This is a genomic window from Spirulina subsalsa FACHB-351 (genome assembly GCF_026130165.1).
GTDB lineage: Bacteria > Cyanobacteriota > Cyanobacteriia > Cyanobacteriales > Spirulinaceae > Spirulina_A > Spirulina_A subsalsa_A.
Window position 1 is genome coordinate 33,781 of the sequence record NZ_JAIHOM010000029.1, and the last position, 15,090, is coordinate 48,870.

14 protein-coding genes are annotated in these 15,090 nt (G+C 47.2%); 10 read left to right on the top strand and 4 right to left on the bottom strand.

The window, feature by feature from the left end:
- Nucleotides 1–173 precede the first annotated feature (173 nt).
- From ctpC to K4A83_RS07815, 9 genes are all read left to right on the top strand, one after another.
- Complete coding sequence (gene ctpC / locus K4A83_RS07775; RefSeq protein WP_265263905.1) at nt 174–1,457, top strand: carboxyl-terminal processing protease CtpC; 1,284 nt, start codon at nt 174–176, stop codon at nt 1,455–1,457.
- Between the two features lie 195 nt (nt 1,458–1,652).
- Nucleotides 1,653–2,036 (top strand): hypothetical protein, encoded by a 384-nt coding sequence (locus K4A83_RS07780; protein WP_265263906.1) that lies wholly within the window; start codon nt 1,653–1,655, stop codon nt 2,034–2,036.
- Nucleotides 2,037–2,200: 164 nt separating this feature from the next.
- Complete coding sequence (locus tag K4A83_RS07785) at nt 2,201–2,485, top strand: NfeD family protein (protein WP_265263907.1); 285 nt, start codon at nt 2,201–2,203, stop codon at nt 2,483–2,485.
- A 126-nt stretch (nt 2,486–2,611) separates the two neighbouring features.
- Complete coding sequence (gene psb28 / locus K4A83_RS07790; RefSeq protein WP_017306807.1) at nt 2,612–2,950, top strand: photosystem II reaction center protein Psb28; 339 nt, start codon at nt 2,612–2,614, stop codon at nt 2,948–2,950.
- 21 nt (nt 2,951–2,971) lie between these two features.
- Nucleotides 2,972–3,514: a MogA/MoaB family molybdenum cofactor biosynthesis protein gene (locus K4A83_RS07795; protein WP_265263908.1), complete on the top strand. Its 543-nt coding sequence runs from the start codon at nt 2,972–2,974 to the stop codon at nt 3,512–3,514.
- A 439-nt stretch (nt 3,515–3,953) separates the two neighbouring features.
- Complete coding sequence (locus tag K4A83_RS07800) at nt 3,954–5,414, top strand: GAF domain-containing SpoIIE family protein phosphatase (protein WP_265263909.1); 1,461 nt, start codon at nt 3,954–3,956, stop codon at nt 5,412–5,414.
- 128 nt (nt 5,415–5,542) lie between these two features.
- Nucleotides 5,543–5,761: a hypothetical protein gene (locus K4A83_RS07805; protein WP_265263910.1), complete on the top strand. Its 219-nt coding sequence runs from the start codon at nt 5,543–5,545 to the stop codon at nt 5,759–5,761.
- 217 nt (nt 5,762–5,978) lie between these two features.
- Nucleotides 5,979–7,361: an argininosuccinate lyase gene (gene argH, locus K4A83_RS07810; RefSeq protein ID WP_265263911.1), complete on the top strand. Its 1,383-nt coding sequence runs from the start codon at nt 5,979–5,981 to the stop codon at nt 7,359–7,361.
- A 14-nt stretch (nt 7,362–7,375) separates the two neighbouring features.
- Entirely contained in the window at nt 7,376–8,470 is a 1,095-nt protein-coding gene (locus tag K4A83_RS07815) for a sensor histidine kinase (protein ID WP_265263912.1), read from the top strand.
- Nucleotides 8,471–8,489: 19 nt separating this feature from the next.
- On the opposite strand, the gene K4A83_RS07820 is transcribed toward K4A83_RS07815, so the two are convergent.
- Nucleotides 8,490–9,134 carry a LysE family translocator gene (locus K4A83_RS07820; protein ID WP_265263913.1) on the bottom strand — a complete coding sequence of 215 codons (645 nt, stop codon included), beginning with the start codon at nt 9,132–9,134 and terminating at the stop codon, nt 8,490–8,492.
- Nucleotides 9,135–9,270: 136 nt separating this feature from the next.
- Here K4A83_RS07820 and K4A83_RS07825 point away from each other — a divergent pair, with 136 nt between their 5' ends.
- Nucleotides 9,271–9,720: an Lrp/AsnC family transcriptional regulator gene (locus K4A83_RS07825; protein WP_265263914.1), complete on the top strand. Its 450-nt coding sequence runs from the start codon at nt 9,271–9,273 to the stop codon at nt 9,718–9,720.
- A gap of 73 nt (nt 9,721–9,793) precedes the next feature.
- On the opposite strand, the gene K4A83_RS07830 is transcribed toward K4A83_RS07825, so the two are convergent.
- The 3 genes from K4A83_RS07830 to K4A83_RS07840 all read right to left on the bottom strand — a co-directional run bounded on the left by K4A83_RS07830 (nt 9,794) and on the right by K4A83_RS07840 (nt 14,860).
- On the bottom strand, nt 9,794–11,188 hold the full coding sequence (locus K4A83_RS07830) for a response regulator (RefSeq protein ID WP_265263915.1): 1,395 nt from the start codon (nt 11,186–11,188) through the stop codon (nt 9,794–9,796).
- A gap of 94 nt (nt 11,189–11,282) precedes the next feature.
- A complete protein-coding gene (locus K4A83_RS07835; RefSeq protein ID WP_265263916.1) occupies nt 11,283–13,946 on the bottom strand; it encodes a response regulator in 2,664 nt (887 codons plus the stop codon).
- Nucleotides 13,947–14,065: 119 nt separating this feature from the next.
- Nucleotides 14,066–14,860 carry a DUF1997 domain-containing protein gene (locus K4A83_RS07840; protein ID WP_407809942.1) on the bottom strand — a complete coding sequence of 265 codons (795 nt, stop codon included), beginning with the start codon at nt 14,858–14,860 and terminating at the stop codon, nt 14,066–14,068.
- Nucleotides 14,861–15,090: the final 230 nt, after the last annotated feature.

Below are 15,090 nucleotides of genomic sequence, written 5' to 3' on the forward strand. Positions count from 1 at the left end.
CTGCACAATCAGCCCCGATTTTCTTCCGGAATATACCCCTTGAGGGCTGTAGACCGATCCCAGTACGGCCTTCCACGAGAACTTGTTCCACACAGAACAGAATTCCTGTGTTAGAGTGGGCATAAGACCTCCTGTAACAACATCCTCCCCATCAGCGCGATAGATAATAGCTTATGGTATTTACAACTCGCGGGCTAGTTTTTGGCACAACAGCATTAGTAATCACCACCGTAGCCATCATGGGGGCTTTACCCCAGAGCAAAGCTTTTTTCAATGAAAGCCCAAAAGAGCTAGTTGATGAAGTTTGGCAGATTATTAATCGTCAATATGTCGATGCTACCTTTAATCAAGTAGATTGGCGTGCAGTGCGCAATGAGTATTTAGACCGGAATTATAGTAATTCTGATGAGGCCTACAAAGCGATTCGAGAAATGCTCGAACGTCTTGAAGACCCCTACACCCGTTTCATGAATCCAGAAGAGTTCAAAAATATGCAGATTGACACTTCTGGCGAACTCACCGGGGTGGGCATCCAAATTTCTAAAGATGAGCCATCAGACCGTTTAATTGTCGTTTCTCCCATTGAAGATAGTCCAGCCTACGAAGCGGGGATTCTGTCTAAAGATATCATCATGAAAATTGATGGCAAAGACACCCTCGGGATGGATGTTAATGAAGCGGTGCAACTGATTCGCGGGAAAGTTGGCTCTCAAGTAGTGCTGACCATTCGACGGGGTGAACAAGAAATCGACTATCCCATCACCCGCGCCAAAATTGAAATTCATCCAGTCCGTGCCAGATTGCAACACACGGAATTAGGCAATATTGGTTATATTCGCTTGAATCAATTTAATGCCAACGCCGCCAAAGATATGCGGGAAGCGATTCAAGATTTTGAGTCTAAAAACGTGGCGGGTTATATTCTTGACCTCCGTTCTAACCCCGGTGGGCTGCTTTACGCCAGCATTGAAATCGCTCGGATGTTTATTCCCGAAGGAACAATTGTTTCGACGGTGAATCGAGATGGAGAGATGGATCGACAGGTGGCCAATAACCGCGCCTTAACCGATAAACCGATGGTGGTTTTAGTCGATGGCGGTTCTGCTAGTGCCAGTGAGATTCTCTCCGGCGCTCTGCAAGATAATGATCGAGCGGTGTTAGTTGGAACCCAAACCTTTGGGAAAGGTTTAGTTCAGTCTGTGCGGAGTGTTGGTAATGGCGCAGGTTTAGCGGTCACCATTGCCAAGTATCTGACTCCCAGTGGTCGGGATATTAATAAGGAGGGGATTCCGCCAGATATCGTGTTTGAAATGAGCGAAGACGAGCGGAAAAACCTGCAAACTAATAACGAAAAATTAGGGACTTTAGATGATCCCCAATTTGCGAAAGCCTTAGAAGTATTGCGGGAAGAAATCGCGGCCAAAAGCGGAATCCGTGTGGATGCGACCCCTCATTAGCCAACCGCCGAGAAGCCCTGCGCTATGCCGATAGGGGAGCGTCAGGAGGATGTCACTTCGTGATGTATTAGGCCGTGATATAGTAAGCAATGATCACAAAGCATTGGGATTAGAGTGCAGGTTAACTCTAATCCCATTTTGCTTTTAAGGATTACTGGATTAGCCTCTTTTTTGATTCCCACAGAGAAAAACAGCATGGAACCCATTACCCCGGAAGAACTAGCCCAATGGCGGAGTCAGTTGGCCAATTATCCCCCCGCCCAAAAAGCACTATTAGAAATTGAGGACTGTGAGGGAGATTTAGAAGATGCCGCCATTTCTTTAGCGATTCGGGCAGGACAACAACCCCAACAAGATAACGCCGAATGGTTGGCTTCCTTGGCGAAACGCTGCCGCGCCGCCATTTGTCAGGATAGTATTTTGCGGGAGAATATCGCCACGGGAGAATTAGAAAAAGCGGCCATTGCGCTGGCGAATTTAGATTTAATTCCGCCAATTCTTGCAACTCCGGTGTTGTTTTACGTGCTTAAACAAGGTTTAAATCAATTTTGTCAGCCTTTTGATCAAACTCCTGATTAGCTCTAGAGAGACTGTAGAAAGGAACAAGTTAGAAGAGACATAAAACTCAGGAACAATTGTGAGCTTTAAGACTTCAAAGGTACTCTGAGGACGTTTGCAAGCGTTGTCCAATTATCTTAACTTTAAACTTTTTTGATTCAGTCACACCCTACTGGAGTTCTGTCATGTGGAATTGGGCTAAACAGTGTTTTTTTTCTGCCTCAACACAACCGTTAGGGGGTCATTCTGCCCCGAGTCCTCGTCGGAAAAATCGCAATCATCGCCATTTTTGTGGTCAAGCGATTGTGGAGGAAATGATTCATCCCCATTGCCGGGGTAGGGTGCGTTATCGTGCGGGGTGGTGGTTTGCCCTCTGTGAGCAGGAAACGGTCATTTCACCCGGGGAAGTGGTGGAAGTGGTGGGCATTCAAAATATTACCCTGTTGGTGAAACCGCGATCGCACGCTTAACTCTACTAAAACCTGAACATCCTGTGCTTCTTTGTCACTCAGATTTGCTCCTCACCCTCAAAATCCCCTAGAATGTCCACTAGGCCATGATAAATGAAGCATTGATAAGTTCAGGTAAAAACGAATATGACAGCGCAAATTCAATTTTCTAGAGGGATTGCAGAAGAGACAGTCCCCGATGTTCGTGTGACCCGCAACCGTAACGGGAACGGTGGCACCGCAACATTTTATTTTGATGATCCCAATATCTTAAGCGCGGAAAATAGTGACGAGATCACCGGGATGTACTTGGTGGATAGTGAAGGGGAAATTATGACCCGGGAAGTGAAGGGAAAATTTATTAATGGTCAAGCTCGTGCCATTGAAGCCCTGTTAGTGATGCGTTCTGAGGAGGAATGGGAACGCTTCCTGCGTTTTATGCAGCGCTATGCAGAAACCCAAGGTTTAGAATTAACTCGTTCTTAATGCGTTTTTGACTCCTTTCTGATGATCCCAACCCCTCATCCTGATTCTGACCCCAAGGCGTTATGTTGCGCGGTGATTACTGTCAGTGATACGCGAACAGTGGCAACGGACCCGAGTGGTGCGTTGATGCAGCGTTTATTGAGTGAGGCGGGTCATCAGATTATTTTCTATCAAGTGTTGCGGGATGAACCAGAAGCCATTCAAGCTCAACTGGTGGATTGGGGGCAAAATTCGGAGTTACAGGTGATTTTGCTCAATGGGGGGACGGGGATTGCACCACGAGACAGAACCTATGATGCTATTGTTCCCTTGTTAGACAAGACGTTACCGGGTTTTGGGGAACTGTTCCGGCTGTTGAGTTTTCAGGAAATTGGCTCTCGGGCGATCGCATCCCGGGCGATCGCAGGACTTTACCAAAACAAACTGATCTTTTCGGTTCCAGGCTCCACGAATGCAGTGCAGTTAGCGATGGAGCGCCTCATCTTACCGGAATTAAATCATCTTGAATCCATGATTAAGGACTCTCCCCCACACTCCACCCCCCCCAGAGATCCAAGTGCTTGACAAATGACTTTAAATCAGTTAAGGATGATGGGACAACTTCCTAACCTGAGTTACGATCTAGCCTAATTGAGCGGTCAAATTTTGATTTATCAACGGTTAGACCGTTAGCGCTATCATTGACCCACTGATCAAGAATTTTCTAAGGGCTAACAGAGTTTAAACGGAAACCATTCCCTTGGCAGGGCTAAAATTGCCCGGGGATTAATGACCACTGATTCAAGGGCTGTTTTGCGGAATGAACCCCGTTGAGTTTAACCGACTGATACTTAGCCCTAGACCTTTTTGGAGTGATCAACTCAGTTGGGTGTATTTTGCCATCCTCTCTATTCATGCGATTCCTAGGCTGGGCTTTCCTTGGTTGGGTTTTCCTTTCCTAGGGAAGGCTACGCCAACGCACCCGATTTGCTCTCGTGATTCCATCTTGCCAACGCCTGACCCCATGACCGCAGCACCCCTTCCTCCTCCCCAGTCTTCCACCTCTCCAGATTCTGCCTCTGCCACCAAGACAGAAGCCGATCAAACTCCGGTTTCCGCCCTCAAGGAATTAGTTTCCCGTCTCCATCGGGAACAAAACCGGATTCAAAATCTCTTGAGTTCCTTGGGCTTTGCCCTGCGAAGTTTCAACAATCTCAATCAGTTTTTAGAAATTGTGCCGCTCATGGCCGCCCGGGTCACGGATGCCGATGGCGGGGCTTTAGTTTTATTAAAACCCAATGGCCAAGCTAGACTAGAACAATTGCACTGCCAAGAAGGTCATACCTGTCAGGATATCCGGCAGGTTTTAGAGTCTGTCACCAAGCAAATGGCCGTCGAAGGGAGTCATGCTCCGGTGATTGCCAGTTATTCATCGGGCAGTGTAAAAACCCCGGATTTAAAAGCGATTCACTTTAATCCCTCTTTGTTAGATGAACAGTTAAAGCAATCCTTAGAGGATGATATACAGTTATTTGGCACCCCCATCCTGATTAAAAATGAGGAACGGGGGCGCTTGTATGTGTTTAGTCGGGATGAGGAGTATATCTGGACAACGACCCGCAAGAAATTAGTCCAGTTAGTGGCTGACCAAACGGCTGTAGCCATTGCCAATCATGAATTGACCAACGAACTACGCAAGAAAGAACGTCTCGACCGGGAGTTAGAAATTGCCGCCGAAATTCAGGATCATCTGCTACCTAGCAAATGCCCGATTGTCGAAGGGGTAGAGTTAGCGGCCAGTTGCCAAACGGCGAACCGGGTGGGGGGAGACTACTATGATTTTATTCCGGCAAGTTATGAACAGTTTGACCCCCAAGAGCGACAACCTGCGGCCTCAGTGCCTTGGAGTATTGTGATTGGGGATGTGATGGGGAAAGGGGTACCGGCCGGGCTAATTATGACGATGACGCGGGGAATGTTGCGGGCTGAGGTGTTAAATCGTCACTCCCCTTCTACTATTGTCCAACACTTGAATCAGGTCATGTATGTGGATTTGGAAAATTCTCATCGCTTCTTGACCTTGTTTTACTCGGAGTATGACCCGAAAACTCGGATTTTGTCTTATACCAATGCCGCCCATAATCCTCCCCTGCTGTGGCACGCGGCCAGTCATTCGATTTTGAAATTAGACACGAAGGGGATGTTAATTGGTTTGGAACCGAATTCTGAGTATGAGGACGCACAAATTCAACTGGAATCGGGGGACACCATTATGTACTATACCGATGGTTTCACGGATGCGGTGAATCAAGAGGGCGATCGCTTTGATGAAGAGGGTTTAATTACAGTGTTTGAATGGTGTTGTCGTCAAGGTTATCGACCTCAAGCTTTACTGAATCAACTGTTTAAAGCGGTGAAAGAGTTTAGCGGTGAGGATAGTCCCCGAGGGGATGATATGACTGTTGTGGTGATGCAAGTCCTTTAACAAAATGTTGCGGCATTCCCCTTCCTCGCTTGCAGGGAGCAGGGTGGAGTAGTTCACAACAGTAATCAGTAATCCATTTCCTCTATCAGCCCTGCTAGGGTATCGCCTAAGCGGTCGGCATCGGCAGGATGTCACGTATAATCAAGGCAGAAAAAACTCATCTGGTGGTTAAGAGCGAGGATATTATGATTTTAGAAGGCACTCTATTAGCCCAGACTGTAAATGATCCTGATGTGTTGGGACAAATTCAACGGGCTGTCCAGAACTTTATTGAATCGGGTCAAGTTTGGGCGTTGATTATTGGTTTTATTATTGGCTATGGCTTTAAAGGCATGATGCCGGGGTGAAAGGCTTCCCCCCTCAGACCTTTCTGAACTATTTCTTCGGTATTAAGGACAGGGTGTGATCACTCTCCGCGTGGGATAAACAAAGAATTCCTTAAATCCCGGCAGTTTGGGGGGATGCTGGGATAAAACGGAATAGCTTAGGCCCCAGCTTTTCCTCCCTCGGAAAGGGGCTTTTCCCTTGCCCTTCTCTCTCTAGGTTATCAAGTAGATTAAGGCTATGACTCAACCGAAAACTTGGAGCGATCGCTTTGAAAGTGCGCTACATCCTGCTATTGCCCGTTTTAACGCCAGTATCGGCTTTGATATTGAACTGATTGAGTACGACATTACTGGATCGATTGCCCATGCCAAAATGTTGGCCCATACGGGGATTATTAGCAAAGAAGAAGCGATGCAGTTGGTGACGGGTCTAGAACAAATTCGCATCGAATACCGAGAAGGTCATTTTAATCCCGGCATTGAGGCCGAAGATGTTCACTTTGCCGTAGAACGTCGTTTAACGGAGTTGGTGGGAGATGTGGGGAAAAAACTCCATACGGCGCGATCGCGCAATGATCAAGTCGGCACTGATATCCGCCTTTATTTACGGGATCAAATCACCGAAATTCGCCAACAGCTACGGGAATATCAAGGGGTCTTGTTACGCCACGCCGAAAAGCACGTTGAAACCCTGATCCCCGGTTATACCCACCTCCAGCGCGCTCAACCCCTCAGTTTAGCCCATCACCTGCTGGCCTACTTCCAAATGGCCCAACGAGATTGGGAACGCTTAGGGGAAATCTATAAACGCACCAATATTTCCCCCTTGGGCAGTGGAGCCTTAGCGGGAACCACGTTTCCCATTGATCGCCATTTCACCGCCTCAGAATTGGAATTTGGCGGCGTTTATGCCAATAGTTTGGATGGGGTGAGCGATCGCGACTTTGCCATAGAATTCCTCTGTGCTTCGAGTTTAATCATGGTTCACCTCAGCCGCCTGAGTGAGGAACTCATTCTCTGGGCCTCCCAAGAATTCGGCTTTATTACCCTCAAAGATAACTGTTCCACCGGCTCCAGTATCATGCCCCAGAAGAAAAACCCCGACATCCCCGAATTAGTACGGGGCAAAACTGGGCGGGTGTTTGGGCATTTACAAGCGCTGTTAACCATCATGAAAGGACTCCCCCTGGCCTACAACAAAGACTTACAGGAAGACAAAGAGGGCATTTTCGACAGCGTGAAAACGGTTCAAGGCAGTTTAGAAGCCATGACCATCCTGTTACGGGAAGGGTTAGAATTTCGCACTGAACGCCTCAGCACAGCCGTTGAGGAAGACTTTTCTAATGCCACCGATGTGGCCGACTATTTAGCCGCTAAGGGCGTTCCGTTCCGCGAAGCGTACAATTTAGTGGGTAAGGTGGTAAAAACCAGTTTAGCGGCAGGAAAACTGCTCAAGGATTTAACCTTGGAAGAGTGGCAAGCCCTCCATCCGGCCTTTGCAGAGGATATTTATCAGGCGATCGCACCCAGGCAAGTGGTAGCCGCCCGCAACAGTTACGGAGGCACAGGTTTTGAGCAAGTTCGCAACGCCATCGAGTCGGCAAAAACTCAACTGTTGTAAATCCCCATGAATTGATGGCAAAATTCAACCTCCGAACGCGCTTATTTTTCTCCCACTTATTAGTCATGGTGGTAGGATTGGGCAGTTTTACCCTGATTGCGCGTTACTTCTCCCCCCGCTTTTTTGTTCTGCGTTTAGAGCAACTCGAACAACGGGGGTTTTTAACCATTCGTTTAGCGAGAACTTACCTAGTCGAAGGGTTTGAAAGTGCTTGGAATCGTAGCACTATTTGGTCATTTGTAGTGGGGAGTAGTGCCTCGGGTGTTGTTAGTTATTGGGCTTCTCGTCGAATTATTAAACCCTTGCAAAATATAACTGAAATTACCGAAAAATTTGCCGAGGGAAATTTACAGGCACGAGTCCCCAGCAGTGAAATCGCCGAACTTCAGAAACTCAGTAATAGTTTTAACCGCATGGCGCAAAGTTTGGAGGGGGTAGAACAGCGACGACGGGAGTTAATTGGAGATTTAACCCATGAATTGCGCACCCCTTTAACAGTAGTGCGTGGCTATTTGGAAGAGTTAGCCGATGGGTCTATTGATGGGTCGCCAGAACTCTATTTAAGGTTAGTGAAAGAAACCCGACGCTTAGAACGGTTAGCCAATGATTTACAGGAAATTTCTAAGGCAGAAGCGGGGTATTTGCCCATTCAATTAAAGCCCTTTAATTTGTTACCTTTATTAGAATCTTTAGTCGAACGATTTAAGGATCAACTATTAAACGATAATCCGGTTTTAGTACTAGAAACTGAGGGAGAATTACCACGAGTCATTGCGGATTCTGATCGGACTGAACAAATTTTGGTCAATTTGATTGGCAATGCCATTCGCTACACAGAAGAGGGTCAGATTACCTTGACTACTTGGCAGACAGGCGATCGCCTTTGGGTCGCTGTGACGGATACAGGCATTGGCATTAGTGAGGCTGACCTGCCCTACGTTTTTGAGCGCTTTTGGCGGGCGGATCGGTCGCGTTCCCGTATTAGAAGCGGCACAGGTTTAGGACTCGCCATTACTCGCCGTCTGGTCGAATTACAAAACGGTCAGATTGAAGTAGAAAGTGAACTGGGAAAAGGGAGTACCTTCCGTTTTTGTCTTCCTCTAGCGTGACAATTTTATGACCTAAATTTTATGACCTAAATTGAGGAATTTTATACAACAAAATTACCGCAAAACTAATCAAAATAATCCCCGACAGGCGATTAATCCATTGTAGCTTTTCCACGGTGAGGGAATTGGAGAGAACGTTATGTTGTAAGTGATTCACTCCCGAACTCAACAACAACCACCACAAGGCTGACCCTATAAATACTCCCAGAATTAAAGGAAATGCAGTCAAAAAATGGTGATGCTCCCCTAAGCCTAAACCGGAAAAGATACTCAAAAAGAAAAAGATGGTTAAGGGATTAGTGAGGGTTAAAAAAAGGGTGGAACTATAGGCAAACAGACCATTCATGGGGGCAGTAGCGGAAGGGGTTTCTGAGTTAGGAGAAGGGGGTTTACTGGTGAAGGTTTGGACTCCTAAATAGAGCAGAAACAGCCCTCCTAAAAGACGTAATAGCCCTTGATGCTCTAGGACAGGATTCATCAAACCGAGGCCTAAACTGGCAATACAGCCATAAATTCCGTCGGCTGTGGCAGCCCCTAAACCGGAGAGTAACCCAATGAGACGACCGTGGTTAAGGGTGCGTTGAATACAGAGAAAACCAATGGCCCCGATGGGAGCGGCGATCGCGAATCCAAAGAGCATTCCTTGTAAAAATAGAGATAACATGGTGAGGAGATTGGGTCTAAAAGCTTAGTTTTAATTTAAAGGAATATTTGGCAAAAATAAAGATAAATTTTAAGCAAAGTTCTTGCTTTACCCGTCATATTTAAGGTATATTAGAATAATTGCTTTTAAATTAACGATGCAACTGGATCATACAGACTGGCAACTGCTCAAAGCCTTACAGAAAGATGCACGCTTGTCCTTTTCCGAATTGGGGCGACGAGTGGGGCTATCTCCTCCGGCTGTGACCGAACGAGTGCGGAAACTGGAAGAATCGGGCATTGTGGCCGGGTATGGGGCAGACTTGAATCCGGGGGCTATTGGCTTACCCATTTTAGCCTTTATTCAACTCACCACCTCACCGGAACATTATCAACAAGTAATTGCCTTAATGCAGGAGTTGCCAGAGATTCTGGAGTGTCATCACGTCACGGGGAACACTTCTTTTGTCGTGCGTGCGATCGCCTCTTCCCTAGCCCACCTAGAACAGATTATCGGAAAACTGAGTCAGTATGGGCAAACCAGCACCTCAGTAGTCCTATCCAGTCCTGTCACCAAAAAGCCCATTGCTTCCCAACTCATTCCCTAATTAGGGCTTGCGGAATAATTGATAATTGTCAATTGTCAATTATCAATTCCCTGCTCCCCCGCTCTCCTATTCCCTATTCCGCAATCCCCCAAAGCTTAATTTCCGTATCACTAGCACTGACAATCCACCAACCATCAGGACTCACGGCCACCCCATTAACGGCCGTTTGGTGAGCTTTTAAGGTGCGTAAATTTTCCCCTGTATCTAGACGAGTAATATTAATCATTCCCTGTTCATCCCCACTAACAATACATTGATTATCTGGGGTTAAAGCAATGGTCGTTACTCGGAAGGATTTAACATTCAACGGTCCCAATAATTCCCCCGTCGCAAAGTCCCAGAACTTAATATTACTGTCGTGAGATCCAGTGAAAACCGTTGAACCATCAGAAGAAATCACCACCGATGTCACCGCCATAGATTGATCATTAAACGGGCCGAGGAGTTCCCCCGTGGTAAAATCCCAGAGTTTAATATTACTGTGGGCTGAACTGCTAATAATAATTTGTCCATCAGGAGTCATGGCTAAACTATTAATCCCCATCGACTGATCACTGAGGGTGTCGAGGAGTTCCCCCGTCATAATATTCCAGAGTTTGATGTTGCTGTTGTGAGCGCCACTGATTACCGTACTGCCATTAGGACTCACCGTAATACAGTGGGCCCCTTTGGAGTAGAGGTTAAACTGCTCAATTTTGCTCAGGGTAGCTAATTCCCAACGGCTGATATAACTGTTTTCGCCGCAGGTGTAAAACGTCAGACCATCGGGACTCATCGCAATATCTTGAATCCCATAGGCTTGGCGGCGGTTGCCGTTAGTTTGTACACAGTCAAAGAATTCGTAGGGGATGGGAGTACCGGGGGGGAGGAATTCTAAGGGAGAATGGACAGGGTGGACACCATTATCCGGGACAGGGATGGATTCCGGTTCCGGGGCAACCACAGGGGGGGGAGGACTCACGGGAGCGGGTTCAGGGTGGGCGCTGATCAGGGTGGCGGTATTATCGGGGTTGGCTTGAGGGGTGGGGGCTTTGTGGGCTTTAGGTTGGGCTTTGTGGGCTTTAGGTTGGTCTTGAGGAGTGCGAGGGCGTTGGGCATTGGCGATCGCGGCCTTAATCGCTTTCTGGAACGTTTTGCGCTCAAAAGGCGGCGTAACCACGGCGCAGTAGTCTAACACATCGGCTAGTTTTTGGGTCACGGGATCTTTTTCTGTGGCCACTAACACCATGGGGATGTTTTGGAGTTTGGGGTGCATTTGGGCTTTGTGCAGGATTTTCCAGCCTTCAATCTGGGGCAAGGCATATTTAAGAATAATCAGGCGCAGGTTCTCATGTTCTTCTTTGATGGTAGCCAGTGCCGCTTTGCCATCGACAGCCTCAACCACTTCAAATTTCCCCCCCGGCAACATTTCCCGGAGTGCAATGCGCATTGCACTATTATCATCTGCGATGAGTACTCGATTAGCCATGTTTACCTCTCAGAAGCCTTACCTGATTGTGTGCGCGCAGGGTGGGCGGATAGGATGGCAGACTAGGTTCATCTCGTAATTGGGCAACCCGCCCCTAGGAATGGGAAATATATTTCCATACTTTGATTGTATTGTCTCGACCGCCACTGACAATGGTTTTGCCGTTAGAACTAACGGCTACAGCACGAACTAAATCCGTATGTCCCATCAGGGTATGGATATATTGTCCCGTTTGGAAGTCCCAAATTTTCACGGTGTTATCACGACTGCCGCTAATAATGGTTTTGCCGTCTCCACTGATGGCTACGGAGGTGACAGATTGATTATGGCCGCGCAGGGTGCGTAAAACGTGACCTGTTTTGAGATCCCAAATTTTAATCGTGCGATCGCGACTCCCACTAATAATATTTTCCCCGTTAGGGGTAATACAGACGGAACGAATTTCGTCAGTGTGGCCTAACAGTGTGTTGAGAAATTTCCCGCTTTTCAAGTCCCAGATTTTCAAGGTTTGATCTCGACTGCCACTCACCACGCGATCGCCCTTCGGACTGATCACTAAATCTGTCACCCCCCGAGAATACCCCATCAAGCTCCCTTTTTCTTCCCCACTGTCGAGATCCCATATCTTAATGGCGGGAGTGCGTCGTAATAGGGTGAGAATGAATAACACCAAGGGGACACTCTGCATGGGCAGACGACTGAGCATTTCTTCTAAACTAAAATCAAAGGTCGGTTTGATGGTATTTTCCGCGCTGGCACTGACTACGGTTTTCCCATCGGGACTCACCGTTAACGCATAGATTTTGTGGGAGTCGCTGCTAATGGTGCGGATTTCTTCCCCACTGTCAAACTCCCAGATTTTTATGGTGTCGTCGGTGCTACTGCTGACAATGCGATCGCCCTCCGGTGTCACCGCAATGGACAACACCGCCGACTCATGACCCACTAGCGTCCGCACTTCTCGCCCCGTTAAAATATCCCAAATCCTAATCGTGCTGTCCTTACTCCCACTCACCGCATAGCGACCATCCGGAGTTAACGTCAACGCTTGCACCCAATAAGTATGACCCACTAAAGTATGGATACATTCCATCTGCAACCAGTCACTTTGCTCAATCACCATCGGCAAGTAACGCTGGGGATTTTTTAGGTTTTCAATGATTAGTTTTTCGGCGGTTTCTTGAATAATCCCAGACTCTTCTTTCACCGCATTAATCACTAAACGATATCCTTCCTCTCCGTAATTAAATGCGTCCCTTAATGCCCCTAATCGTTCCGCTTCAATAGCACTTTGCCAACGCATCATCAGGTCATCCAGTCCCCCTAATGTCACTTGAGATTGAATTAATGTACTCTGACGATTAGTTTGGGTGTCTTCCTCTAAAACAATATCATGGACCCCATAACTTTCCTCTTCTGCTTCCTCCTCTTCTGGGCTTAAACTAAACCCTTCCGTAGACTCAATTTCTACATTGCCAAAGTTTACTTCTACCCCATCCGCATCAAAGGTAATACCAATCCCTGTTTTTCTCGTTGATTCTTCGGCTTCTTCCTCTTCTAACGGCAGATTTAAAAAGTCGGCAGGTAGCGGTTGCTGGTCTTCTACAATAGTTTGATCTGAATCAAGGGGATTGAAATTCAAGGCTTTTGAATCCCCTAAGTCTTGACCAGAAAAAGGCTCATTTGTCAAGACAGAATCAGCAAAATCTGACCCCACCTCATCTAAATCTAAAACATCATTTTCCTCATCAAAGGGGCTAAACAAATCATCAGGAATCTCCTCTAAGCCCGGAGCAGACAAACTATCATTATCCCCAGCAAAAGGATTCGCAAATTCTCCGGGGGTGGAATCAGTTTCTAACAAATGGGGCGAGGGGGTAAAAGGATGATCAGGAGTTGGAGTAGGCACTGCCCCTGTATCTTCCTCTGAAGTAGTGTAATTATCTAACGGCGTGACATTGGGATCATCATCTTCCGAATCTTCCGAGCCAAATTCTAAATCCAGAGAACGCCTTGCCAAAGCGGCCAATTCTGCCAGTTCATCCGGGGCTAATTCTGAGCCGAATCCGCTTAATTCTTGGGGGAATTGAGCCATAAAATCCCCAAACTGTTCTAACTCTCCAAAGGGATGGTCAGGATCATCAAAATTAGGCGTTTCCGGTTCTGTGAGAGGGACTTCTGGGGGTAAAACTACCGAATCCAATGCTGAGGGGGGAGATTCTAGGGGAGTTTCAGGAAGATCAAAATCAAAATCGAAGCCATCCGAGGAGGTGTTGATCTCCTCCGTGATGACAGGGGGGGGAGGCATGACCATCACTTCCTCTGAGGGGGTGGGGGTATCGTCGGGGGGATGTTCCTGTCTACTGGCTGTTTTTAGGGCTTTAGCTTGATGTACGGCCGATTTGACAGCCGCTTTGAGTTGCCCTTTACTAAAGGGTTTTTCCAGTAGGACAATGGGGCGGGAGTCTAAGACCAAACCCTCGGGAGGGGTAGTATTGCGACCAATTAACACCATAGGGATGTGTTCTAGAGTGCGATCGCCTTGAGTCCGTTCAATCAGTTCCCAGCCATTCAACTGCGGCAGATTCACCTCCAAAATAATGAAGCGAATCAAAGCCCCTTCCTGATAGATTAAGGATAACCCCTCCTCTCCATCCCCAGCTTCTTGAATTTCGTAATTGCCTTTCGGTAACAATGTCCGAAGTTGCGTCCTCATTTCGTGGTTTTCATCAATGATTAGGACTTTGCGGCTTACCATGATGTGTTGAGTAGATGACGATAGGATACAGCAACCACGAGAGCAGACTGGGAGAGGATCATCAGACCATAGACTATCCAACAGTCTCACCGTTGAACTTCGGCTGTAACGAAGGAGGGTTAGCTCAGATCCATATTATCTGACTTATCGCTTAAAGTCGCTGGATTTTCTGGGGTTTCTTCCTCTTCCCCTAATGCCTCCCCTAAACGCCGCAAATAACGGGATTGTTTAGGGGGTAAAGGCAAACCTAAACGTTTATGAAAATCACGTTGAACTTTATAGGTCAAACGGGGGGAGATTTGCCGGACAATTTGGGCTAGTAGCCGATCTCCAGTATTCTGCAACAAGGGACGAGGAAATTTGTAGATAAACTTGGGAAATTCAATCATCACCTTGAGATGAAGATGCCAAGTCACTTGAGTTAAAACAGCATCCTCGGGATAATGTTGATTCCAAGGCACCGCTACCCCAGCCACTTCGGCTAAACGCATGGAAGCAAAATAATCCACATCATAGCCCGGAGGAGTGTAGTCTGGTACAGGAACACTATACATATCATAAATCTGGTTCTCCGGTGGAGCTAGAACAACCCCCATTTTAGGTTCCACTTCATAGCCAAATGCCCCAAACCGCCCAATAGTCAAAATATATCCATTAACCCCAAAAGGCTCGGCTGTCATGGGTTTAGCACAGCGCGTAAACCATCCTTCATGGGCATCCAAATATTCGGCGACGACTTGGGGGGAATCATACATTCCCATACCCCCGTGAAAGTGGGTTTCAAAGGTGAAGGGATCATAATCGATCTCCTCAATCCCCTCTTCAGAGGAATTGGTTTCCATTGCCACAGGATTGAAGTCTGGAGGGAAACTAGATCGATTCACGGCGTGATGATTCCTAAAATTAGTTGACATAAAACACCCTTGGGCATGGTTTACAGTGGCGTTGATGCTCCCCCTTAAACTGGAGAACAATTCAGTGCGGGAGATTCTGGGGTTTACTGATTTAGTTTATAGGGTAACCTTCTCCGCCCTAAAGGACGGAGCTTTAGCCCTAACCTGATACTCTATCTAGTAGCGAACAAGATAGCAGGTTGGTGCTTTCGGGACGGGTTACACACGCCCCCAAGAGTTTAATGTTTTGT